Annotated in this window: 20 protein-coding genes and 1 riboswitch; of the genes, 15 read left to right on the forward strand and 5 right to left on the reverse strand. The window is 37.2% G+C overall.

Annotated elements, in window-relative coordinates; all coding sequences use genetic code 11:
• Positions 1–12 precede the first annotated feature (12 nt).
• Together BLR86_RS20635 and BLR86_RS20640 are read right to left on the reverse strand one after the other, a co-directional pair.
• Positions 13–3,486: a glycosyltransferase gene (locus BLR86_RS20635; protein WP_090766104.1), complete on the reverse strand. Its 3,474-nt coding sequence runs from the start codon at positions 3,484–3,486 to the stop codon at positions 13–15.
• A gap of 5 nt (positions 3,487–3,491) precedes the next feature.
• Positions 3,492–4,613 (reverse strand): glycosyltransferase family 2 protein, encoded by a 1,122-nt coding sequence (locus BLR86_RS20640; protein WP_090766107.1) that lies wholly within the window; start codon positions 4,611–4,613, stop codon positions 3,492–3,494.
• A 234-nt stretch (positions 4,614–4,847) separates the two neighbouring features.
• Here BLR86_RS20640 and BLR86_RS20645 point away from each other — a divergent pair, with 234 nt between their 5' ends.
• The 8 genes from BLR86_RS20645 to BLR86_RS20680 all read left to right on the forward strand — a co-directional run bounded on the left by BLR86_RS20645 (position 4,848) and on the right by BLR86_RS20680 (position 13,079).
• Positions 4,848–5,195, forward strand: a complete 348-nt coding sequence (locus tag BLR86_RS20645) for an S-Ena type endospore appendage (protein ID WP_090766110.1) — start codon at positions 4,848–4,850, stop codon at positions 5,193–5,195.
• Between the two features lie 516 nt (positions 5,196–5,711).
• The gene (locus BLR86_RS20650; protein ID WP_217642408.1) at positions 5,712–6,902 is read left to right on the forward strand and encodes a hypothetical protein; all 1,191 of its coding nucleotides are present in this window, start codon (positions 5,712–5,714) and stop codon (positions 6,900–6,902) included.
• A 174-nt stretch (positions 6,903–7,076) separates the two neighbouring features.
• Positions 7,077–8,309, forward strand: coding sequence for a class I SAM-dependent methyltransferase (locus BLR86_RS20655; RefSeq protein WP_090766113.1), 1,233 nt, complete (start codon positions 7,077–7,079; stop codon positions 8,307–8,309).
• Between the two features lies 1 nt (position 8,310).
• A complete protein-coding gene (gene rfbC / locus BLR86_RS20660) occupies positions 8,311–8,844 on the forward strand; it encodes a dTDP-4-dehydrorhamnose 3,5-epimerase (protein WP_090766116.1) in 534 nt (177 codons plus the stop codon).
• The gene (locus tag BLR86_RS20665; RefSeq protein ID WP_090766119.1) at positions 8,841–9,746 is read left to right on the forward strand and encodes an NAD-dependent epimerase/dehydratase family protein; all 906 of its coding nucleotides are present in this window, start codon (positions 8,841–8,843) and stop codon (positions 9,744–9,746) included. Before rfbC ends, BLR86_RS20665 begins: the two co-directional genes overlap by 4 nt.
• Positions 9,747–9,809: 63 nt before the next feature.
• A complete protein-coding gene (locus tag BLR86_RS20670) occupies positions 9,810–11,096 on the forward strand; it encodes a glycosyltransferase family 2 protein (RefSeq protein ID WP_090766122.1) in 1,287 nt (428 codons plus the stop codon).
• A gap of 61 nt (positions 11,097–11,157) precedes the next feature.
• A complete protein-coding gene (locus BLR86_RS20675) occupies positions 11,158–12,312 on the forward strand; it encodes a class I SAM-dependent methyltransferase (protein ID WP_090766125.1) in 1,155 nt (384 codons plus the stop codon).
• The gene (locus BLR86_RS20680) at positions 12,282–13,079 is read left to right on the forward strand and encodes a cephalosporin hydroxylase family protein (protein WP_254782394.1); all 798 of its coding nucleotides are present in this window, start codon (positions 12,282–12,284) and stop codon (positions 13,077–13,079) included. Before BLR86_RS20675 ends, BLR86_RS20680 begins: the two co-directional genes overlap by 31 nt.
• Before the next feature lie 130 nt (positions 13,080–13,209).
• Here the strand turns inward: BLR86_RS20680 and rfbG are convergent, their stop codons facing one another.
• Positions 13,210–14,295 carry a CDP-glucose 4,6-dehydratase gene (gene rfbG / locus BLR86_RS20685; protein ID WP_090766131.1) on the reverse strand — a complete coding sequence of 362 codons (1,086 nt, stop codon included), beginning with the start codon at positions 14,293–14,295 and terminating at the stop codon, positions 13,210–13,212.
• A gap of 12 nt (positions 14,296–14,307) precedes the next feature.
• Positions 14,308–15,084 (reverse strand): glucose-1-phosphate cytidylyltransferase, encoded by a 777-nt coding sequence (gene rfbF, locus BLR86_RS20690; RefSeq protein WP_090766134.1) that lies wholly within the window; start codon positions 15,082–15,084, stop codon positions 14,308–14,310.
• A gap of 350 nt (positions 15,085–15,434) precedes the next feature.
• Between rfbF and BLR86_RS20695 the strand changes: the two genes are divergently transcribed.
• Positions 15,435–15,764 (forward strand): S-Ena type endospore appendage, encoded by a 330-nt coding sequence (locus tag BLR86_RS20695; RefSeq protein ID WP_090766137.1) that lies wholly within the window; start codon positions 15,435–15,437, stop codon positions 15,762–15,764.
• Between the two features lie 230 nt (positions 15,765–15,994).
• On the opposite strand, the gene BLR86_RS20700 is transcribed toward BLR86_RS20695, so the two are convergent.
• On the reverse strand, positions 15,995–16,843 hold the full coding sequence (locus tag BLR86_RS20700; RefSeq protein ID WP_090766140.1) for a BMQ_0737 family morphogenetic spore coat protein: 849 nt from the start codon (positions 16,841–16,843) through the stop codon (positions 15,995–15,997).
• A 275-nt stretch (positions 16,844–17,118) separates the two neighbouring features.
• Positions 17,119–17,220, forward strand: a riboswitch (purine riboswitch).
• Positions 17,221–17,345: 125 nt separating this feature from the next.
• On the opposite strand from BLR86_RS20700, the gene BLR86_RS20705 reads away from it, so the two are divergent.
• The 6 genes from BLR86_RS20705 to BLR86_RS20730 all read left to right on the forward strand — a co-directional run bounded on the left by BLR86_RS20705 (position 17,346) and on the right by BLR86_RS20730 (position 24,701).
• Positions 17,346–18,497: a BMP family lipoprotein gene (locus BLR86_RS20705; protein WP_090766143.1), complete on the forward strand. Its 1,152-nt coding sequence runs from the start codon at positions 17,346–17,348 to the stop codon at positions 18,495–18,497.
• 116 nt (positions 18,498–18,613) lie between these two features.
• Entirely contained in the window at positions 18,614–20,149 is a 1,536-nt protein-coding gene (locus BLR86_RS20710) for an ABC transporter ATP-binding protein (RefSeq protein WP_254782395.1), read from the forward strand.
• Entirely contained in the window at positions 20,142–21,293 is a 1,152-nt protein-coding gene (locus BLR86_RS20715; RefSeq protein WP_090766149.1) for an ABC transporter permease, read from the forward strand. The genes BLR86_RS20710 and BLR86_RS20715 overlap by 8 nt, the downstream gene beginning before the upstream one ends.
• Complete coding sequence (locus BLR86_RS20720; protein WP_090766152.1) at positions 21,293–22,252, forward strand: ABC transporter permease; 960 nt, start codon at positions 21,293–21,295, stop codon at positions 22,250–22,252. Before BLR86_RS20715 ends, BLR86_RS20720 begins: the two co-directional genes overlap by 1 nt.
• A 455-nt stretch (positions 22,253–22,707) precedes the next feature.
• Positions 22,708–23,790, forward strand: a complete 1,083-nt coding sequence (locus tag BLR86_RS20725) for an ABC transporter ATP-binding protein (RefSeq protein ID WP_090766155.1) — start codon at positions 22,708–22,710, stop codon at positions 23,788–23,790.
• Positions 23,791–23,810: 20 nt separating this feature from the next.
• Positions 23,811–24,701: a carbohydrate ABC transporter permease gene (locus BLR86_RS20730; protein ID WP_090766157.1), complete on the forward strand. Its 891-nt coding sequence runs from the start codon at positions 23,811–23,813 to the stop codon at positions 24,699–24,701.
• Positions 24,702–24,708: the final 7 nt, after the last annotated feature.

Genomic DNA, 24,708 nt, shown 5'->3' on the forward strand with positions numbered 1-24,708 from the left:
CATACACCCCCTTTAACCATAAAAACGGTTCACTAACTCTTCCATACGTTGATACATGAGTTTCGCTATTTTTTCCTTAGAAAACCGGATTAACATATCTTGTCTTGCTTTTTCTCCAACCTTCTTCGCTTCGTGCTTCGTTTCATAGACATGTCGCATGAGGGTCCGTAAATGCGCTTCATTTGGTTCAGCCCACTTGTGCCCTTGGAATTGCCCAAAGTAAGGAATGCTGTGTTCTATAGGAAAGAGCCCATTTATATCAACCAAATAGCTGTTTTTATCGTCCATAAATGAAGTTTGACCGCTCCAGCGCGTTCCGATGGTTGGAAGGGCCATCGCCATCGCTTCCATATAAGGACGGCCGTATCCCTCTCCACGTGACGGGAGAACAAAAGCATCAACACTTGCGTATAATTGCACCATCTCATCTTCAGTAAAAGGGTCATTAATAACTTCGATTTGAGGTATAGCTGTTAAACCGAGCTTCCTTACTTCTATTATGATGTCTTCTCTTGGATCGGCATTGCTTTCAAGATGATTGCTTACCTTCAAAATCAAACAAACATCTTCCTTATCATGAAATTCCTGTATATAAGCCCTGACTAATACATCCCATCCCTTGCGTTTATTCCAATCAAAAACAGATAGAAATTGGAATGATTTCGCATCTACCACTCTATAAGGCTTCGCCCGTTTGGGATTATAGATTTGGCAATCAATTACAGGCGGCACAATAAAGATTTTATCCTTTTTTACCCCCGCCGCTATGAATGTTTCCTTATTGAACTCGGAAGGAACCCAAATTTCCGTTAAATGATTCATTTTTTCAACCCATCCAGGGGGAAGCCTATCGGTTTCAAACATCGTACGGCCAATGGAAATCGGGGCACTAGGTTGGCTAAATTGATAGGCAGGTGCGGCTTGGTAGTGAATTAACGGGAACGTTAGGTCATTGTTTTGAAGATTTGTTAAGTAATCAATTAATTCGATATCTGTTCCTGTCTCTTTTTGCTGGATGTCTGTAGCATCCAGCCTTATTTTTAGAGGAAATGGCCTTAAGGCATCCATATACGATTTTTGTTCATTGGCATATCCAATTGATTGAAATACAGATGATTGCCATAGTACCTCGTAAGCTTTTTTCTGTGCAATGACAAATAAATCATAGTTGTGATTACGATAACCGAACTCTTTTACCGTTAGGCCCAGTGATTGTAGTATGGATTCCACCAGTTTCCTTGGATAAGGCCGAACGTTGGTGATATCAAGCCAGAAATCCTCTAAAACAGGGGGATGTGCAATGTTTGGCGTTAAAATAATCATTTTTCCATTCGGTTTCAAGGCTTTCGTACACTGAATAAGGAGGTTTAATATGTCTTGAGTGGGAAGATGTTCTATGATATGCCCCATAAAAATGCCGTCATAAAAGCCTTCTTTATCTGACAGAAAATCCTCCGCCTTCTTCACTAGGATGTTTAACCCTTTTGCCTTGCCCAGTGCCACCTTTTCTGGGTTGAAATCAAGTCCATCTGTTTCCACACCCAGTTGTTGTAACATTTCCATAAACAGCCCATTTCCACAACCAATATCCAACACACGCTCGCTAGGTAGGAAGTAAGCAGTCCATTTTTGGTAAAGTTGACGTCTGGATGTTTCATCCCCTTCAAAATAATTTATAATCCGCTGATACAATTCTTTGGCATCTTTCACGCCCTTGTCTGGAGAGGGATTTACATAGGTTTCTTTCACAAACATCATTCGTTTTTTTACGGCATCCAATTTTTCTTGTACGTCTAAGCGGTGAGCATCGAGTTCCAACGCTTTTTCATAGATAGCTTTAGCGCTAAAATCATTTCCTATTTGAAAGTAAAGCGTACCAAGCACTTGGTATAAATCTACTAAATCAACTGAGTCTTTATCTTCAGAAAATTGATGTATTATCTTCTGATACAATTCGATAACCTTTCCCATGTTTCGAGGATTCGACCCTATTCCTTTTTGAAAAGCCTCTGTTGCTTTCTTCCATTCTTTGAGATTTGTATAACATATCCCAATATGATTCCAGACCTCAGATTGAAACCTTTCAGGATTTTCTTCGATAACGTTCATAATTTCTGATTTCATTCCTTCAGGCTGTTTTTGCATAATATCCGTAATAACAAGCAAGTGGTTAAGCGCAGATGGAAAGTCATTTGCTTTCAGATAGAAAAGGGCCGAAAAATACCTTGCAGAAATGGAATGTGGATAGACATCAAGCAAACTTTTTAGAATTTCGAATGACTGTTCTAGGGACATTTGTTGAGAAACGACTAATTTTGCCGATTCCATTATTTCTAATTGGATAATCTTTTGCCGATCTGTCATAGATGTATGATCTTTTGTGAGTATCTGTTGCAATAGGTTGGAAACCTGATTGGAAGTATGCCTCCATGTAAAAGTGGAGAGAACCTCCCGGCTCGCCTTTTGGCCCTTTTTCTTGACAAGTTTTCGATTCGCATAAGCAAATCTCATTTTTTTCTGTAATTCGTTTTTATTAATTTGTATCCACCATGGATTCGTAATCGTTTCTATTTCGCCGAGATTATGAACAGGATGGGTTTCTTCCTGACTTGAAATAAAGAATGCGGTATCCTCATTACAAAAATCTGCCGCTGGACCTAAGGAGGGAACAATCGCAGGTGTGCCGCAGGCCATTGATTCAATAATCGGCAACCCGAAGCCCTCACCGCGATACGGGTGTACAAGGCAATCGCATGACTTGTATAACCCTGCCAAATCTTCTGCAGATAACTCTTCATTCAAGTATAGGATGGCAGGATTGTTTGGATTCTTTTTGATTTCTTCTATGGTTTGTTCAGCAGTCTGACCTTGATAAAATGAATTTGCCCCAAAATCTTTTATGACTAAACAAACATCGTCTGTGGCAGAAAATTCATCGAGGTATGCTTGTAATAAAGTATCGATTCCTTTTCTGAAAATGGTTCCACCGACAAATAAAAAGTGGAATGATTTTTTCGTTTTTAACTCGAACGTTTTTACATTAAAATGGAATATAGTTTCATCAACACCTAAAGGGACCACTTTGATCTTGTGCTCAGGAATGCCAGATCTCACGTAGCACTCTTTATTGTACGTACTATACACCCATACTTCATCTATCCAATGTTTCATGGGAATATACCATTTTCTTGGGATAGCACCGTACTCCCACGGTTGAAACAATATCCACTTGTCACTCATCGGTTTATTGAAATTTGGGGGCCATTGATGTCGTATGGTTATATTTGCTGGACTGTTCGGTGAAACATAGTGATCTCTAATACGATTATCAACAATAAAGGTAGGATCTTCTTCATACGGTATAATGCCAATATCGTATCGATGCAAGTTAATTAATTGCTTGCATATTTCTCTATTGACTAGAGCGAGGCTATGATTAACAAAATAGGATCCTTCCCAATTGATCTTTATTTTAGGTAAATCCAACTATATCACTCCTCTTGTTTTTGAAAAAAATCTTTTTGTGATGCCTTAAACTTTTCATACTGTTCTTTGTAGTTTAATAGAATCGGTTCGTTGGGAGCCGCTTCATTTGCTTTTTGAAAATGATAATCAGCTTGGTCATGATCATTCAGAGTTGAATAACAAGAACATAGGGTCAAATGCGGCTGCCATGTATAGGAAGAATGTAAGATAGGACTTCCGCCTTTCGGTAAAGGCAATTGTAGGGACATTGAGCTCCAAAATATAGAGTTTTCAAATTTCTTCTGTTCAAAAAAAAGTTGGCCGAGCCGGGAGGTAATCTCAGCCCGCGGGAGATCAAATTCAAAAGATTTAAGACAATAAAACATACATTGATCTTTGTTTTCCAATTTATAATGACAGTCTACAAGATCTATACAGATTGCCGAATGAAAGGATGGATCAATAAATGGGGTTTTTAAAAAATCTTCAAATACATCAATTGCTTTTTCTATATAACCGTGTGCCATAAGTTCTTTTCCGTAGTGGTACAAATCTCTTGGTGCAAGTTTTTCCCCGTTCTCCATTATTTTTTCATAAATTTTTATGTTTCGATTTGAAAATTCCTTCTCTTTTTTATGGGTGATAGCAATTTCAACTAATATCTTGGTTGCCTTTGAGTCATAGTCTAGAACTTCATGGACTGCGCCAATCCATTTACAGTTTATCGAGCGTTTAATAAGGCGCTCTCTTCTTGTACTGATAGAGGTGTTTTCTGAGGAATAAGCTGTCGAATACTGCATGAAAATGATATCTATCTCCACAGGAAATAGTTCTTTAAATCTTTCGAATTTTTTTCGTTCACGTTCACTTATTACGTCATCTGCGTCAAGCCAGAGAATGTAATCCATTGACGCTTTCTCAAAAGAAAAATTTCTAGCGGCTGCAAAATTGTCGATCCATGTAAAATCGTAAATCTTATCCGTATAGGTTCTTGCAATTTCTTTTGTCTTATCTACTGAACCTGTATCAACGATAATAATTTCGTCGACCAGATCTTTTACAGAATCTAAACACCTTCCTAACGTGCTTTCCTCATCTTTTACAATCATGCACAGGCTAATTGTTGGAATATACTGAATTCCTTCCATAAATTTCACCCCTTTCGTATAAAAATATGCTTATCAAAAAGAATGGTGACTAGCCTCTCAAAGTTGTTTCTGAGCCCATGCTATTCGGATTCTTACTAGACATTTAGACATTACCGAATCAAATGATCAAGAAGAATTTGCTAAAATCCGCTCTTGTACTAAACAAAATTGAACCATCCGCATTTACTAAGAGTGTACAACTAGTACGAATTAATAGAAAAGGAGAAATGGATAATGAGTTGTAGTAGTTCGAATCAAAATGGAGGTAATTGTTGCCCAGCACCTCAGGTTTTTACAGAAAACCTTTGCGGTAACCTTCTTGGTCCCCTCTCGGCAGCAGTATGGAGTACTGTTGGAGTTAGTGACTTTGCTCAAGGAACGTTTGAGATCTTTAACTCTGCTCAAAGTTTAGCGGTAATGACTGGGGCTGTCGGAAACGGAGTTAATACTGCAATATTTACAGTACCAGCAGGGACAACAGGTTCTGTTTCTATTAGAAAACCAGCAATCTTTACCGTTTCAGTAGCAACAGGAGATAACGGCACATATTGTATTAACTTATATAAGCGTCTTTTAGCTTAATGTAGTAAACCAATCAAAACAGAGGCCAATAGTTTAAATGTATAGCTTGGAGACTGGGCAGAAGTAATAAGATGAAAGGAAATAGAATATTTTTCATTTTCACCGGAGCAATTCCATGAAGATATCGCTCTGGTTTCTTGATGGTGCTGAAAAATCTTCTGTTTTCAAAGGGCTTAAATAGCTGCATTAAAAAAAGACGACTTAAATTCATTTTTTGAATTTAGAGCCGTCTTTTTTCTTTAATATGGATTTGGATAAGTGAATTGACATGAGAAGTGGATTTATTTTTATTCATTATTTTGACAACCATAGACAAGCATACAAACAAAAATAAACAATTTAAATACTCTATATTAATAACGGTGTGTTTTCCAGCATTAGCTCTCTGCCACGCCATGGCTATCAGTATAAAGCAGGTTTATATGTCGGAAAATCGAACTGGAATTATAATTTAGTTGAATAGGGGTGAAAGATTTGATAAATAGTAGCGGGTGCTCTTGTGGGAAATGTAGCATTATGAACTTAAATTGCTGCCCGCAAGCTGTGCCGACGAGCTCTGTTGAAGTTGCGAATTTACCGCTTACGGCTTTTAAGGATTTGCGCTCTACTGAACTTTTGCCGGTTGCGGGATGGACGTTTAATTACAACATTAATAGCGACTTAATCAGGACCACATTGACGGGAAGTGGTACAGCAACGGCCAGCAATTCAATGGCAGTTCTTCAAACAGGAGCAGCGGCAGCTTCTTCAGCAAAAATTGAAACGATTAAGGCGCTTAGATATACCCCAGGGTTAGGTGGACTAGTCCGTTGTACAGCAATTTTTACAACCGGTGTAGCAAACAGTACACAAATCATTGGAGTGGGCGACAGTGTAGACGGTTTCTTCTTTGGATTTAACGGGGCAGCCTTTGGAGTCTTAAGGCGCCAAAATGGAACGGATAACTGGATTCCGCAAACGTCATGGAATATGGATAAATTTAACAGAACGGGTCTTAGTGGTGTGACATTAGACCCAACCAAAGGAAATGTATATACAATTGAGTATCAATGGCTTGGGTTTGGAGCCATCTCTTTCTTTATTGAAAATCCTGCAACAGGATTTCCAACATTAGTTCATATTATTCAATATGCCAATGCCAATACCATTCCATCTATTTTTAACCCTACACTTCCAGTTATGGCACAAGTAATAAATACAACAAATGCTAGTAATCTTACCCTTCGTACCTCTTCAGCGATGGGGATGATAGAGGGGAATGGGGACACAAATAGTCTTGTAACAGTCAACTCCTTCAGTAATAGTAAGCAGGTTAGCGCTGAAACGTCTATTCTTACATTGAGAAATAACGCAACCTTTCAAGGAAAGACAAACAGAGTACGTGTTCAATTTTCGTATCTCTCTATTAATTGTTCTGGCGGTAATACCGCGACTGTACGTCTCGTTGTAAATGCTACATTGGGCGGTACTCCAACATATATTAATATTTCACCCACTACCAGTGTGGTGGCAGCAGATATTGCTGGCACTACCGTGACGGGCGGTTCGAGAAAAATGACCACAGTTGTGAATAGTCCAGGCGATGCACAAATATCTATCATTGATCAAGATCTTGAAATTGGTCCTGGGGACACCTTGACAGTATCAGGAGCGTCTTCTGCTAATACAACTGTAACGGTGGGAATAACGTGGAATGAAATGTGGTAAAGAACTTCTCTACCCATGACAGGTTAATCAGCTAGCCAAAGGCAAAATTCATGGTCTTGTAAGATTGCGTAGCATATTGTGGGAATATGTTAACTATTTCATCCGTGTTTGCATAGCATACAAAATACATGCAGGCTTTGTATTAGAATGCTGCATATAGGGAGGTTGAAAAAGATGTCAAACAGGACCTGCCGGTTTTGTCATGCTGATTTAACGCATACGTTTATAGATCTTGGGGTTTCTCCATTGGCGAATTCTTTCATACAAGAAACAGAACTTCATAAAATGGAGCCTTTTTATCCATTGCATACGTATGTCTGTCATCATTGCTTTTTAGTGCAATTGGAGGAGTTCGAGGCACCTGAACATATATTTAAGGATTATGTATATTTTAGTTCATTCTCTGACAGTTGGTTAGCGCATGCTAAAGCTTATGTAGAGACGATCGTACAGCGGTTTGATATCAATACACATTCTAAGGTGATTGAAATTGCGAGTAATGATGGGTACTTACTGCAATATTTTAAAGAGAAAAAAATTCCTGTGCTAGGAGTGGAACCGGCTGAAAATGTTGCCGTTAAAGCATTGCAGAAAGGAATCCCGACAAAAGTTGATTTTTTCAGTGAATCATTCGCCAATGAATTATTGGAGGAAGGGCATAAAGGGGATTTAATTATTGCGAATAATGTTCTAGCTCACGTCCCTGATTTACATGATTTTATCAAAGGGTTCAAACGATTATTGACCTCCCAAGGGACCATTACTGTAGAATTCCCTCATTTATTAAACCTCATTAGTCAAAATCAGTTCGATACGATATATCATGAACATTTCTCGTATTTTTCTCTGCTAACGGTTCAGGAGATATTTAAAGCACATGAACTAGAACTATTCGATGTAGAGGAAATTCCAACACATGGCGGCTCTCTTAGAATCTATGTAAAACATATAGAGGATCAGTCGAAATCGATTCATTCGAACGTAAGAAAAATGATGGAAAAGGAAAAAAAAAATGCAATGCAGTGTCTTGAAACATATGAACAATATGCGGATAAGGTTAAGCAAACTAAATTAAAGATTTTAGACTTTTTTATTCAAATAAAAAAAGACGAAAAAACAATTGTTGGATATGGAGCACCTGCGAAAGGGAATACGTTATTAAATTATTGTGGAATTGGAAGGGAATTTCTTCCCTATACAGTAGACAGAAGCCCGTTTAAACAAGGTCTTTATTTACCGGGTACGCACATCCCTGTAAAATCACCGGACATGATTCGTGAAACAAAACCGGATTATGTTTTTATCTTGCCTTGGAACGTGAAAGAGGAAATTATGGAACAACTATCTTTCATAAGAGAATGGGGAGGGAAATTTCTGATAACGTCTCCTGATGTAGAGGTGGTATAAAGTGATTTTTACCGAAACGCGACTAAAAGGCGCCTATGTCATTGAATTGAAGCCGATATATGATGAACGAGGTTTTTTTGTCCGGACCTGGTGCCAAAAGAAGTTTGCCGATCATGGCTTGAATACTTCATTTGTGCAAAGCAACCTCTCATTTAATAAGAAAAAGGGAACTGTTCGGGGGATGCATTATCAAGCCCCACCTTTTGAAGAGGCTAAATTGGTTAGCTGTTTAAGGGGCTCTATATATGATGTCATTATTGATTTACGGCCTAAATCTGCAACGTTTAAACAATGGAATTCCGTTATATTAAGTGAAAAGAATCAGAAAATGTTATATGTCCCTGAAGGGTTTGCTCATGGATTTCAAACTTTGGAGGATCAGACAGAAGTATGGTATCAAATGAGTGAATTTTATCAATCAGAATGCGCGGCAGGTGTGAGATATGACGATCCTGCTTTCGGTGTTACATGGCCAATTATGGATGGGGTTATCATTTCTACAAAAGATCAGGCGTACCGGGACTTTGAAATATGAAGCGAGTCCTTGTTACAGGTGCAAATGGATGGATTGGTCGTCATGTCATAAAGACATTAATGGAGAAAAACTATGAAGTTCATGCAGTGAGCAGGAGAAAAGTAGAAAATGGCAGTTCGAAATGCAAGTGGTACGAAGTCGATATACTACAAGTACAGGAAACTAGGAATCTGATAAAAACCGTTAAACCTACCCATTTACTCCATCTTGCATGGGAATCGACACCGGGACAATATTGGGGCTCACTAAATAACTATCTTTGGGTTCAAGCTAGCATGGAGTTGATTTATCATTTCGTGAAATATGGCGGGAAAAGAGCGGTGCTAGCAGGTACTTGCGCTGAATATGATTGGAAATACGGATATCTTTCAGAAGACCTGACGCCATGTTCCACCCAAACTCCGTATGCAGCTGCTAAAAATGCAGTCCAAAGTCTTATTCAATCCTTTTCGGAAACGGTCGGGCTAAGCAGTGCTTGGGGGAGAATATTTTTTTTATATGGACCAGAGGAGAACCCTACTAGACTTGTGTCCTCTGTCATTACCTCTTTATTGAAAAATAAAGAAGCTCTATGTACACATGGACAGCAATATCGGGATTTCTTACATGTCCAAGATGTTGCAGATGCATTTGTTGCATTGTTGGAAAGTAATATTCAAGGTCGGGTCAATATTGCTTCGGGACATTCCATTCAAGTAAAAGAACTGATTGATAAAATTGCCAATAAAGTAGGCAAACCTGAATTAGTTAAACTCGGGGCTATTCCTTTCTCAGAGCAAGAACCATTGTTTATCGGAGCAAATACGAAACTGCTAAGAGAAGAAGTAAAATGGAGCCCCAAATTCGACTTAGATACAGGGATAGACCAGACCATAGCCTGGTGGGAAAAGAATGGAGTGTAGAAAGGAGTTAGCCAAAATTTTGAACCATTTATTAAACGCAATGAAATTGAATGGGGAGTTATCATGACTGAACATATACCGTTAGTAAGTATAGGCTTGCCAGTTTATAACGGTGAAAGATACCTTGCAGAAGCAATCGAATCGTTGTTGGCGCAGGATTATAAAAACATGGAAATCATCATATGCGATAATGCATCAATTGACACTACACCACAAATTTGTCAACAGTTTCAGCAACAGGATTCACGGATTCAATATTTCCAAAATAAAACAAATATTGGTGCTTCAAATAACTTTAATCGAACCTTTACATTGGCTAAGGGTGAATTTTTTATGTGGGCGGCCTATGACGATTTGTGGGATCAATCCTACATTCGTAAATGTGTCCAAAAATTAGAACAGCATCCTGAAGCAATACTGTGTGTGACTGAATCTGTCATGATAGACGAAGAGGGAAAGGTTATTGGAAATGGTAATGAAGCGATTGAGACAATAAACCTTTCTTTTTCTGAACGGCTGCATCAATTTTTTTTAAACGTAGGTTGGATTGGTTCGAATGTCTACGGCTTATACCGTGTAGAATATTTAAAACGTACGAGACTATTTTTGGAAGAGTATGGACCAGATGTCATTTTAGGGTTAGAGATGTACTTGCTTGGCGATGTTGTAAAAGTAGAGGAAAGGTTATTTTCTTACCGTCACTTCCGAGACAAGACTCATTATGACCAAATAGCGTCTATTTCTGCTAATGCCGATAAACAAAGTAATATAGCCCAAGCATCTCATACACAGTTAATAAAAAATCTATATCAAGTTCTCAAGGAAGGGAATGTGTCCTCAGCCATTTTACAAGATTTTTTTGATGTTCTCGTTTTTCAGCAAAGGAATTGGGTGAGAATGAGCTGTATGGAACACACGGCTTTATTCCAAGACCGAATGATTGACCCTGATTATATGTACGATTTTTTGAAAACAGTAGCTACTACAGAGAAGTCTCCTGAACAAATCGTCAACAATTTAGAAAGTCCAGCCCTTAGATTCCAGCAATTATCTGCTAAGCGCCCCATCATTATTCTAGGATCATTTGAAGTAGGTGTCATGATCTGGTGGAAATATTTAAAGGAATATCATATACCTGTTCAAGCGCTCGTTGAAGAATCTACTGCATTCTCACAATCAAAACTCTACGAGACATTAGTCAATACGGCTGAACTGCCAGTTCGTCCGTTTGTCATTATTGCCTCTCAACAGCCCTCTATCATAGAACAACAATTAGAACAAAGAGGCTATAAGCAGAGAGTGGACTTTTTACAAGTAAATATGAATATCCCATATTTATATTTAATATAATGAAGGATTAAAGCTTGGCAGTTGAAGCAAAGCTTTTCTCTTTCTAGTATTTTAGGAGGTTATGATGAATAACAATTGCCCAACTTGTGGCTCTAAAAATACTTATCTATTTCTAAAGCGTAAAAATGTGCCTGTCCACCAAAATTTCCCGTTGACAACTCAATCTTCAGCTGAAAATATGACAACAGGAAATCTTGATTTAACTATATGTCAAGATTGTCATTTCATTTTTAATCGTAGTTTTGATGATAAAAGGATGAAATATAATGAAAATTATAACAACGATCAACTATATTCTCCTTCGTTTAGGCAGTATATTGATGATAGTATTGGCTACTTACTGTCAGAACATAACATTCAAAATAGCACAATCTTAGAAGTTGGTTGTGGTAAAGGTGATTTTATTAAGGAGCTTATTTCAAAAGGACAAGGAAATAAAGGAATAGGTTTTGATCCAAGTTATATTGGTTCAGAAGAGATGTTTGACGGTAGGTTAAAATTTATTAAAGACTTTTTTGATTCAAGATATAATACGGTTCAAGCAGAGGTTGTGATTTGTAGACACGTCATTGAACACATTTCCAATCCTTTAGCCTTTTTGGAGAATTTAAGAAAATCGCTTCGGCATAATCGTAAGGCAAAAGTCTTCTTTGAAACCCCTTGTGTAGAATGGGTCCTAAAAAATAATGTCTTTTGGGATTTTTTTTATGAGCATTGTTCCTATTTTACTACGAATTCTTTATCAAAAGTATTTGAATTAGCAGGTTTCAAAGTGGAAAGGGTTAAACATATTTTTCATGGTCAATACCTTTGGTTAGAGGCTTCTATAAATGAACCAAAAGGGAATGAAGCAGCAGAAAGTAATCTGATTGAATCTGTCAGTCAGTATATCGAAAATGAAACACATCTAATTAATACTTGGCAGCATAAGCTGCAAACTTTAGATAACGTTGCGGTTTGGGGTGCAGGGGCGAAAGGAGCTACTTTTGCAAATTTATTAGACCCAGATAGAAAATTTATAAATGGAATTGTCGATTTAAATCCTAATAAACAGGGGAGATTCATACCCGGTTCAGGCCATCAAATCATTAATTATACCCAGTTAGTCGAGCGAAAAATAACCTCTGTTATAGTCATGAACCCCAATTATAAGGATGAAATTAGTGAGTTAATTTCTAAATTAGAATGGAAAATAAAGTTATTGGGAGTGGAATGATGAAAATAATGATAGATACGGTAAAGAATACGCTTATTCAAGTAGAGGATGACCAAAAAATTGAAACGGAACTTTATTCCAAGCTAGGATTTGAAACCATTTCTAAATTATGGAATAAGGTTGGCTGGAACGAAAAGTATGCTTATACATTTACTTGGCAAGGACGGCCTATAATTCAGCTTCCTGAAGATATGATAAGGATTCAAGAAGTGATTTACACATTAAAACCAGATGTGATTGTTGAAACGGGTGTTGCTCACGGGGGGTCATTAATATATTACGCTAGTCTATGCAAATTAGTAGGTAAAGGTAAAGTCGTTGGTGTAGATATTGAAATAAGACCACATAATCGAGTAGCCATTCAAGAGCATGAATTAGGTTCCTATATTACGTTAATAGAGGGCAGTTCTACTGAGGACAAGGTACTCAAAGAGGTTGCCCAACTTATTGCTGAAAATGAGAAAGTGCTTGTTATTCTTGACTCAAATCATACAAAAGAGCATGTACTTTCTGAGTTGGAGTGTTATAAGAATTTTGTATCGGTTGGTTCTTATATGGTTGCAACGGATGGGGTAATGCAAGATTTATACAATGTACCAAGAGGAAGCAGAGAATGGAAGGAAAATAATCCAGTTTCTGCTGTAGAAGAGTTTGTAAGTAAAAACGCTAATTTTATTGTTGAACAGCCAAAATGGTTATTTAATGAAAGTATTCTTACAGAAAATATAACCCATTGGCCGATGGCGTTTCTGAAGAAAATGAAGTAGAAACAAAATATCCAACGTCTTGAGTAATTTCTTAAAAGACTTGTTTTAGGGAACAAAACAAGGAAAACAACTTCTATAATAGGAGTTGTTTTCTATTTTGTAAATCCTTTATTTACCTGCTATCTTTTACTTATCTATTTTCCATATATTCTTTTATTTGATTTAAGGTTATGTCCTTCATATCTTTTTTTTCTATATAGGCTTTGTTCCACTCAACGATTTTGCTTAAAGCAGTATGGACATTCCAGATTGGATACCAATTCAGTCTTGTCTTTGCTTTGGAACAGTCCAATTTTAAATATTGTGCTTCATGCAGCGTTATTTCTTGGTGAACGTTAAGAGTGACATCAGTTCCCCAATCCTTCATTAGTTTCCTCACGATCCACTCCACTTTTTTAACATCATGATCATCAGGTCCGAAGTTCCAGGCTTCAGCAAATTCTGGTCCTTTTTCATATAAACGTTCAGCTAGCATTAAGTACCCTCTTAACGGCTCTAAAACATGCTGCCAGGGCCTAACCGCTTCTGGATTCCGAATGACCATATTCCTATGATGGATGAGTGCGTCAACACAGTCCGGTATTAAACGGTTTTGAGCCCAATCCCCACCTCCAATGACATTTCCTGCCCTTGCAGATGCTAAGGCAACACCATGTTTATCAAAATGTTTGTGGTTGAAATAAGAATCACGGTAGCAGGAGGTAACCAATTCGGAGCAACCTTTGCTATTAGAATAGGGATCATATCCTCCCAATATCTCATTCTCCCGGTAGCCCCAATGCCACTCTCGATTTTCATAACATTTATCAGAGGTAATGTTGACGACGGCTTTTAATCGCTTACTCTTCATCGCAGCGTTTCGTACCGCTTCGAGCAAATGAACGGTCCCCATTACATTAACTTCATAGGTTTCTACTGGAATTTGATAGGATTCTCTTACAAGAGGCTGTGCTGCCATATGAAATACAATATCTGGATCAGCTCCAGAAAGGGCACTATCTAACAATACTCGATCCCGTATATCTCCGGTGATAGTGTTTACAAATTGATTTACACTGCATATTTCAAAGAGGCTTGGATTCGTTGGGGGTTCTAGCGAAAAACCTGTTATCTCTGCACCCAATGAATGCAGCCATAAACAAAGCCAGGAGGCCTTAAAACCTGTATGGCCTGTAATGAATACTCTCTTACCATTCCAAAACTCTTTATTTATCATAATTACTCCTGTTTATTCCCATATTTTCCATGGGGCCTTTTTGGACTTCCATAATTCCTCTAAGTAATTCTTGTCACGTAAAGTATCCATTGGCTGCCAAAAGGAATCATGTTTATAAGCCATTAGTTCGCCAGACTTTGACAAGTTCTCTAAGGGTTCATTTTCCAAAATGGTACTTTCATCACTCAGATAATCAAAAATCTCTGGCTGAAGGACAAAGAAGCCACCATTGATCCATCCTCCATCACCTTTAACTTTTTCTTGGAATCTATTAACCCTTTGATTTTCGGCTATTTTTATTGCCCCGAACCTTCCTTTAGGCTGTGTGGCAGTAAGGGTAGCCAACTTTCCGTGTCCCTTATGAAACTCTAGTAACTTATGAATATTTACATCAGCTAAGCCGTCTCCATACGTTAGCATAAAGGGTTCATTTCCAATATATTTTTGGATTTTTTGCACACGTCCGCCAGTCATCGTACGCAACCCCGTTTCTGCTAATGTTACCTTCCAGGGTTCGGCACCATGATTGTGAATGGTTTTTTTATTATTGTCATTAAAATCAACTGTGACATCAGACATATAAAGAAAATAGTTGAAGAAATAGTCTTTAATTTGATATCCTTTATATCCTAAACAAATAATAAAGTCATTGAATCCATAAGCCGAAAAGATTTTCATAATGTGCCAGATGATGGGGTATTCCCCTATTTCAATCATTGGTTTAGGTTTCAAGTGGGATTCTTCACTGATCCGTGTTCCTAAACCTCCCGCCAGAATAACAACTTTCATGCTATACCTCTCTTCCAAATGCTTTGTACTTGGTTGTAACCGCATAATCAAGCATATCTTTTATTAATCCGGGACGGACACCTATTCCGAAGGTGTACTTCATAATGCGGATTTACTCGTGTATTCCCTGCCCATCGTTCGTATATACTATATGTTCAATTCTGATCTGTTGTTCCTAATTACACTGACTGGTCAGCAGTTTTTGATAATGCCTCAGATTCGTCTTCAAACCTTAGTCGAAAAAGAATTAAGTTTGCAAGTCAGAGCAAAAAACATGTAACTATGTTAGGACAACAAATTTGTCCCAATCATATAATATTCTGAATCAAAATAGGTGGTGATAAATAAGTATGAATTGTGGTGATTGTTGTCCAGATTCTTCTTTTGTGACAGACGATATTTGTGGAAATTTTATTACAAACCATCCAACCCTTACTCCCTTGACTATTTTTGATACGAATGGAACCATTTTTCCGTTTGGAACGATAAGTATTTTTTATAATCAAGGAGTTCTTCCCACTATTACAGCTACTGTACACCATACAGGTGGAGGATCAACCCCGTTGATAGTACCAGAGGGGAATACCATTTCAGCAACTTTAAGTGATATCGCTTCAGTTTCAATTGATACACCAGAAGCCTTTGGTAAATATTGTCTATATTTACACTTTCAAGCGTGATGTTTTTGCATGAAAGAAAAGAGAGAAAATAATCCTTGATTACCTAATTAAAAAAGCACATAAAGGTTACCTGATCTTAAACAGTTTTACATTCAGTAGATATTCAATTAACAGTTAGTGTCAACAAACAGTTTGAAATATTAAAAACGCAAAAACACTTCTTTCTTTATATCAAAAGGATGAAGTGTTTTTTTGATTTGAGATTTAGTTTTTATAAAAATAGGCACCTGCTATTCACAAGTTAAATTTAGATCTTCACGAGGTGAACAAATCGTCCCATCGAAAGTGATTATTACATCCGCAATGCTTTCGATACTTTGACAAATAGTAACAAAAATTTCTATACAGGTGCAATTTCCTTGTGTCCGTACAATGGGAAAACATCGGAAAGCAGTGATTTCACATTCTATCCTTGTACCATTTGGAGCGCATAATAACACCGTTTCAATAAACTCAAAGGGTATTACTTGCTTGCATAATTTTCCGTTTTCTTTGAATTCGATTGAGATATAGCCTTTTTTCAATAATATAACTTCTTGAAGGGTAACAATGACACCATTTAGAGAAGAAATAGTTTCTTTGCGTCTTCCGTTTTCTTGAGGGACTTCCATGCACTCAATTTCTGTTAGATGGCATTCTATGATGCTTTTTTGATTTGGTATACAAATTTCTTTGAATTGATAATGAATGTTTAGACAGTATCTACCTATACAAAAACCTGTTCCATTACCACATCTCACTTCCAAGGATCGTAGGGAATCCACAGTACGCGACCTTGTTTCCCCTTCACCAACCGAAAATGCAAAGCTTCCATTTACGAATATATCTACAGATTTACTACATCCTTGTTCTAAAAAAATGGAAATAGTACCTGAAACGTTAACAATATCAGTATGCCATAGCCTATTAATATTTGAAGAACATTCTAACATGAAATTTCCACAGAGTTGATCTGTTGCCACAAAAGGTTTTCCAAGATTTAGACAAACTTGAAATTTTGACTCCCTTGTTACCCAGTCAAATACCTTTGGCACTTTTAAGCATAGTTCTTCATTTTTTATTTGAACCTGTTTATTCATATTTTTCGTTCCCTTTAAGTTTAGTAGTTTTATTTTATGAAATTAAAAGGAAATCTGTGTAGGCAATGAAAACCTTATATTCAAAACCATACACCCAACTAAGGAGAAGTATCCTCATTCATAACAGATAGCAAAGATAGGATTTATTGAAACGAATGCTTGTGGTTCATCTCCTAGTCCAAACTAATCGCTCAAAACACGTATATTAAATGTTGTTTTTTAATAAATATACGTGTTTTGTTGACAGTGTGAATTTCTGATGTTACTATGAGTTAGTAAAAATTAAATATTATTCTCGTATAATATTGGGGATATGGCCCTAAAGTTTCTACCAAGCTACCATTAATAGCTTGACTACGAGGTTGTGTATATAAAAATGGATAAACTTATTTGTTATTCCATTATTTACCTTCCTGAAGTCAAGCACCGGTGTAACTCGGTGCTTTTTTTAATTTTTACACATACGACAATTCAACATGATTTACAGAGGAGGATATTTTCAATGAAAAAAAGTACAAAGAAAATAGTAATGGTATTATTCATTGCTTTAATGACTGCTGTTATGGCAGCGTGCGGGACTGACTCAGCTAATGAAAAAGAAGCTAAGGCTGGAGCAGGTAAAGACGGATTAAAAATTGCTATTGTAACCAGCCCTTCAGGCGTTGATGATGGCAACTTTAATGAAGATAACTATAACGGTATTTTGAGCTTTATTGAAAAGCATCCAACAGCGACAGTAAAGGCTGTTAAAGAAGAAACTGGTGAACCTGCTGCGGCTGTACAAGCTGTTGCTGATATTGTGGCAGATTACGATGTGATTGTAACACCTGGGTTCCAATTTGCTGGAGTTTCTAGTATTGCTGTAGAAAACCCTGATAAAATATTTATTTTAAACGACTCTGAGCCAGCACCTGTAGGTGACCAGAAAAAATTTGATAATATATATGCCATGAATTTTGCTGAACAAGAAAGTGGCTTTTTTGCAGGAATGGCTGCAGCACTTGAAACAAAATCAAATAAAGTAGCGGTTGTAAATGGTATAGCTTATCCTTCAAATGTAAATTATCAATTTGGATTTGAATCGGGTGTAAATTATGCTAATAAGGTTTTCGGGAAGAATATTGAACTTGTTGAATTATCAGGTTATGCAGGGATTGATGTAGAAGGTGCTGATGTTGGCGGTAACTATGCAGGATCTTTTGCAGATGAAGCAACTGGAAAAGTAATCGGAAATGCGTTAATTAAACAAGGTGTAGATATCATCTTTGTTGCAGCGGGTGGTACTGGCAATGGTGTATTCACAGCAGTTAAAGAAGCTAAAGGTGACGTAAAGGTAATTGGTGTGGATGTTGACCAATTCGATGAAGGTGTTAATGGTTCAGAAAATATCGTATTAACATCTGGAGTAAAATTCATGGGTATGAATATTGAAAAGGCATTAAATTCTGTTGTTGATGGAAGCTTTAAAGGTGGAAATGTCGTCCTTTATGCAGATACAGATTCAACCGGTTTTATAAAAGAAGAAGGCCGTCATCAATTATCAGAGGATACATTGAACAAGCTTAATGAAACATATCAATTAGTTAAAGAAGGAAAAATTGTGCCTGCATCTAATTTTAATGGCCATACTCCAGAAAAGTTTCCTGGGTTGTAACATTAACTAGAAACACAATCATGAACTGAATGATTAGAAGTTTATCATTTCCTACCTTAAGAACAACCGGGGAATGATGAACTTCTTTTAAATTATTTTTCCTGATAAGGAGACGGATGATGTCTGATTATATTGTAGAAATGAAACATATAACCAAGCGATTTCCTGGAATAGTGGCAAACGATGATGTATCCATTCGTATTAAAAAAGGAGAAATTTTTGCCTTGCTAGGAGAAAATGGTGCGGGTAAATCAACTCTAATGAGTATTCTAGATGGCATGTACGAACCAGACGAAGGAGAAATTTATATTCGGGGTGAGAAAGTTCAAATTAGCTCACCCAATCATGCGGCAAAGCTTAACATAGGAATGGTCCACCAGCATTTCAAGCTTGTCTCAGATTATACGATTACTGAAAATATTATCTTAGGCGTAGAGCCTATGAAAAAATTCGCAGGTCTCTTTCCATACGTAGATATTCGAAATGCTAATCGTAAAATTGAAGAACTGTCTAAAAACTTTGGCTTAGAAGTGGATCCTACGAAAAAAATAGCGGATCTTACTGTTTCCATGCAGCAACGGGTGGAAATTTTAAAGGTACTTTATCGTGAAGCGGAAATCCTTATTTTTGATGAACCAACGGCAGTCTTAACACCACAAGAAATTGAATTCTTACTTGGTATTATCGAAGGGCTGCGAAACGGTGGAAAAACGATTATCTTAATAACACATAAGCTAGAAGAAATTAAGAAAGTGGCCGATCGATGTGCTGTATTGACCAAAGGGAAATTAGTTGATGTGTTGGATGTAAAGGAAACATCTACCAAGCAAATGGCCCAGCTCATGGTCGGAAGAGAAGTAAACTTCGAATCTGATAAAGCCCCTGCTGTAATGAAAGAGGAAGTATTGAAGGTAGAGCATCTAACCGTAAAAAATGATGATGGGTTTGAAGTAGTTAAAGATGTATCCTTTACCATCCATAGTGGCGAAATATTTGCCATTGCTGGAGTTGCAGATAATGGCCAAGTTGAAATAGCAGATGCCATTGCTGGATTAACAAAGGTTAGTGGCGGGAAAATATTCCTCCAAGGTAGGGACATTACGAATGAAAATATAAGAAACAGAACAGAAGCTGGAATATCGTATATACCTGAAGATCGACAAAGTTTTGGACTCGTATTGGATTTTGATTTATCAACAAATTTAGCCTTGAAGCAGTACTATAGGGAGCCGTTTGCTAGTAAAGGAATTTTAAGTAAAGAGGAATTTGAGCAATTTGGCAGTAAGCTGATTGATAAATATGATATTAGAAGTGGACAAGGCATTAAGACACAAGTTCGTTCGATGAGTGGCGGTAACCAGCAAAAAGCAATTATTGCTCGCGAAATCGAATTACAATCACCGCTCATGATTTTCGTTCAGCCAACACGAGGAGTAGATATTGGTGCGATTGAAAATATTCATAAAATGATGATTGAACAACGGGATCAAGGAAAAGCGATCTTACTTGTTTCATTGGAGTTAGATGAAATTATGAATGTAGCGGATACCATTGGAGTTATATATAATGGCCAACTTCAAAAAATCGCTAGTAGTGAATCATTAACGACGAATGAAGTAGGCGAATATATGATGGGGGCAAAGCATGAGTAAAGATAAAAAGAAAAAAAGCTTAAGTTACAGTCTTATTCAACCAATAAGTAATGAGAAATGGCAGCCTATCTCCATTCCATTTGTCTCCATAATCGTAAGCTTTATTGCTGCGGCTATTGTTATTCTTATAATTGGCAAAAATCCCTTACAGGCATTTTACAACTTATTTCAAGGGGCAGGAATTTTGCCCAAGCCTTCTTATGCTGGCTATAAGAGCATGTTGACTGATTTTTTGAGTTTGCTAAACGCCATGACGCCGCTTGTGTTTGCAAGCTTGGCAGTTGCTGTTGCCTTTAGAGCAGGTCTATTTAATATTGGGGTTTCCGGTCAAATGCTCGTCTCTGGCTTTTTAGCGACGATTATCGTTGGTTACAGTGGTTTAGATGCCGTGATGGCAAAGCCGCTTGTGTTGTTAATCGGAATGGTCGCTGGAGGATTAATGGGAGGATTAGTAGGGTGGCTAAAATATAAATTTAACATTAATGAAGTAGTATCAACGATTATGTTAAATTATATTGCACAATATGTCATAAGCTTTTTTATTCAAATGTATTATATTGATCCTGTTTCAAGACAATCCAAATATATTTCAGAAGCAGCAAGATTAACGTTAGTAAATGTCGAAATAGCCAACTTGAAAATGAATATTCCATTGGGTTTTATTTTAGCCATCATCATCGCTATTTTAATTAAGTTTGTCATGGATAAAACAGTGGTTGGTTTTGAGATTAAAGCAGTAGGGAACAACCGCAATGCAGCAAAATATGCAGGAATTAATGTCGGAAGAAATACCGTCTTAGCCATGGTTATTTCAGGAGGTTTGGCTGGTCTTGCTGGTGTCACTTATTATTTAGGTTATTTTTCTTCCATCCAACCCAAGGTATTATCAAGTATCGGTTTTGACTCCATTGCTGTATCACTATTAGGAAACTCTCATCCTATTGGTGTTATTTTTTCATCATTTTTAATATCGATTATTGATCAGGGAAGTACGTATATGAGTTCACAGGCTGGAATTAGACAAGAAATTTCTTCTGTTATTATCGGGTTAATCCTATTGTTTAGTGCCTGTGGTGCATACTTGAAACATAAAGTCAGCCGCTTGAAGGAAAAAGAAGTGGATCAAAAGGAGAGTGAATCATAATGGATACTATAATTATTGATGGATTATCCTTTGCTCTGCCTCTTTTTATTATCGCAATAGGCGGTATATATAGTGAAAAGAGTGGAATTACCAATTTAGCACTTGAAGGATTTCAAGGGTTTGGTGCCTTCATCGGAGCGATGTCAGCTGTTTTAATCGCAAATGCTTCTGGCACAGATATTCAAAATCTATTTTACGTGGCGTTGCTATTTGCGATGATTGGCGGGATGGGTTTTTCCATTATTCATGCTGTACTAAGTATAAAGTTTAAGGCAGATCAAGTGATCAGTGGTGTTGTAATTAATATTTTAGCATTGGCCCTGACGACTTTCTTAACGACACAAATAAATGCACTTGTATTTGGAGCGGCTTCGGACAAGTTTCGATTGGGAGTATCGGAGCGGTTTACGATTGAAGGTTTAGCCAATATACCAGTGATTGGTGCTGTCTTTACGAATGTTTATCCGTTTGAAGTGATTATCATCGTGATTGCCTTTTTTGCTTGGTATCTTTTATATAAAACAAAGTTTGGCATGCGCTTAAGAGCGAGCGGGGAAAATCCTCACTCGGTAGATGCAGCAGGTGTAAATGTAGCGAAAATTAGATTTTCTGCGGTGTTAATATCGGGTCTATTATCAGGCCTAGGCGGCATGTGTTTTGCCTATTCCATTTCAGCTAACTTTTCTTCAAATATTTATATGGGATATGGATTCTTAGCCATTGCTGCTTTAATTTTCGGTAATTGGAGAATTCTCCCTACGTTAGCTGCTTGTCTTTTATTTGGTTTTGCAAAATCTGGGGGAGCTTATATTTCTCAATCCATGGCATTACCAAGTAGTTTCACCGATTTATTCATGATTTTACCGTATGTATTAACGTTATTGTTATTAATCTTTTTCTCTAAATCAAATCGCGCTCCGAGAGCATTAGGTGAAATTTATGACAAAGGAAAAAGGTAGATAAATTTTCTAAGACCACATAACCGGGAGCGAAATCTACATTGACGGTGCGGAATCCCTTTTATAATAAAACAATAATAGAGGCTTCTCATAAGTTCACTGAACTTATGGGAAGCCTCTTTTTTTATTTCTTGCGTGACGTGAAGCCATGATTTGTTCGAGTGAAACACCAAGAAATAACTTATATGTATGGGGTAAGGAATGAATGTGTGAGGTGGGAAAACATGGTCTTTTGTAGATTTGATTGGTTCAGTTGGGGTACTTCGTGCAAGGAAATAACAACCTAAATATTAAAAACAGACCAACCATTTATCATGTTTTTTAATTTTGGGTAGACGGTCAAGATTTTATTATATCATAGTATTCATTTAAACTGAACATTAAATTCACAAATACTTAATAAATCTTCGGTACTATTAGGGAGTAAACAAACCTAATCACGAGGAGGAATCCTGTTGAAAATACAGCTAAGAGATATCACCATGAGATTTGATAATGTTACCGCTGTTGATCGTTTAAATGTGACGATAGAAGAAGGTACTCTTGTATCTTTATTAGGGCCAAGCGGATGTGGAAAAAGTACTACTTTATTTATGTTAGCAGGCCTTTATCAACCAACCGAAGGTGAACTATATTTTGGTGAACGTCTCGTAAATAAAGTGGAACCAGAAAACCGTGAAATTGGAATGGTGTTTCAAAACTACGCCTTATATCCTCATTTGACTGTTCTTAAGAATATCATGTTTCCGTTAAAAATGGCGAAAGTACCAAAAAAGGAAGCAGAAGACAGAGCTAGAGAAATGGCCGCTCTCGTTCAAATAGATCACTTATTAGATCGTAAGCCAAGTCAATTATCAGGTGGACAGCAGCAACGTGTAGCAATTGCTCGAGCTTTGGTTAAAAAGCCAAAACTCCTCTTGTTAGATGAGCCATTGTCCAATTTAGATGCCAGACTACGTTTAGAAATGAGAGAAGAAATTAGACGTATTCAGCAAGAAGTTGGAATTACAACCATTTTTGTTACTCATGATCAAGAAGAAGCCATGAGTATTTCAGATAAAGTTTTATTAATGAAGGATGGAAAAGGACAGCAATTTAGTCCTCCGCAAGATATGTATGACTATCCTGAAAATCTGTTTGTCGCTCAATTTATGGGGAATCCGCCTATCAATATACTATCGGTTAAACTCCGCAATGACTTGCAAACGATCGTTTTATCCGATATTGAGGATACCTATCGATTAGAATCAGTTGTAAAAAACCATGTAGATATTAATGGGGAATTTGAGCTTGGTGTTAGACCAGAAGACTTTTACATTGAATCGGATTTAGCAAAAGCTGGGATCACGGTGGAGGTCATGATGGTTGAGCGAATTGGAAGAGATAATTTATTGTATGCAAGATTGGGACAAACAAACCTGCGTGCCATTGTTTCTCCAGATGTAAAGGTCAATCGTGGAGATAGGGTGAAATTAGCTATTCGTCCTGGACGAACTCATTTATTTGATAGGAGCAATGGAGAAAACTTGCTGCATTAAAAGGATAGGAGGTACTTATTTTGAATGATAAACCAACAATGAAAAAAACAATCAAGGCGATTCTTTATCTTATTCCTGCATTGTTAATCATTGGAACTTTTAGTTTTTATCCTATTATAAAGTCCTTTTTTATGAGTTTTTATACGGATTATGACTATTTTAAAGACCTTGTTTTTGCAAGAGGGTTGGATAACTATACATTTATATTCCAGGATCCTGAATTTTGGAAGTCGTTACAAAATACAATGATTTTTGTCATCGGTGTTGTTCCGCTTTCTATTATCATTTCATTGGTCATTGCTACATTCTTAAATCAAAAGATAAAGTTTCGCGGGTTGTTTCGTACCATTTACTTCATCCCGTTTGTTACATCTGTTGTGGCAGTATCAATTGTCTGGCGCTGGATTTTCCACAGCCAATATGGGGTGCTGAATTATGCTCTTGGTTTTTTGGGGATATCACCGATTAAATGGTTATCGGACCCTGATTGGGCCATGCCTTCCCTTATTATTTTAGCGGTGTGGAAAGGTCTTGGCTACAATATCATTATTTTTTTATCAGGATTACAAAATATTGATAAGCAATACTATTTAGCCGCTAGAATCGATGGTGCAGGGGCTTGGGAACGATTTAAGAATATTACAGTCCCATTACTTTCGTCGACGACATTTTTTATTTCGATTGTTTCTATTATCAACTCCTTTAAGGTGTTTGATGAAGTCTTTGCTCTCTTTGGTGGACAACCAGGACCTGCAGGAAGTGCAGAGACGATAGTTTACTATATTTATAATAAGTTTTACGGAGAATGGAACTTTGGGGTTGCCTCAGCAGCGGCCTATGTCTTGTTATTTATTATTTTTATTTTTACGCTGATTCAACTCTATGTTGGGAAGAAGAAGGTAAATTATTAACACAAGG

This window comes from Bacillus sp. OK048, from assembly GCF_900103525.1.
GTDB lineage: Bacteria > Bacillota > Bacilli > Bacillales > Cytobacillaceae > Neobacillus.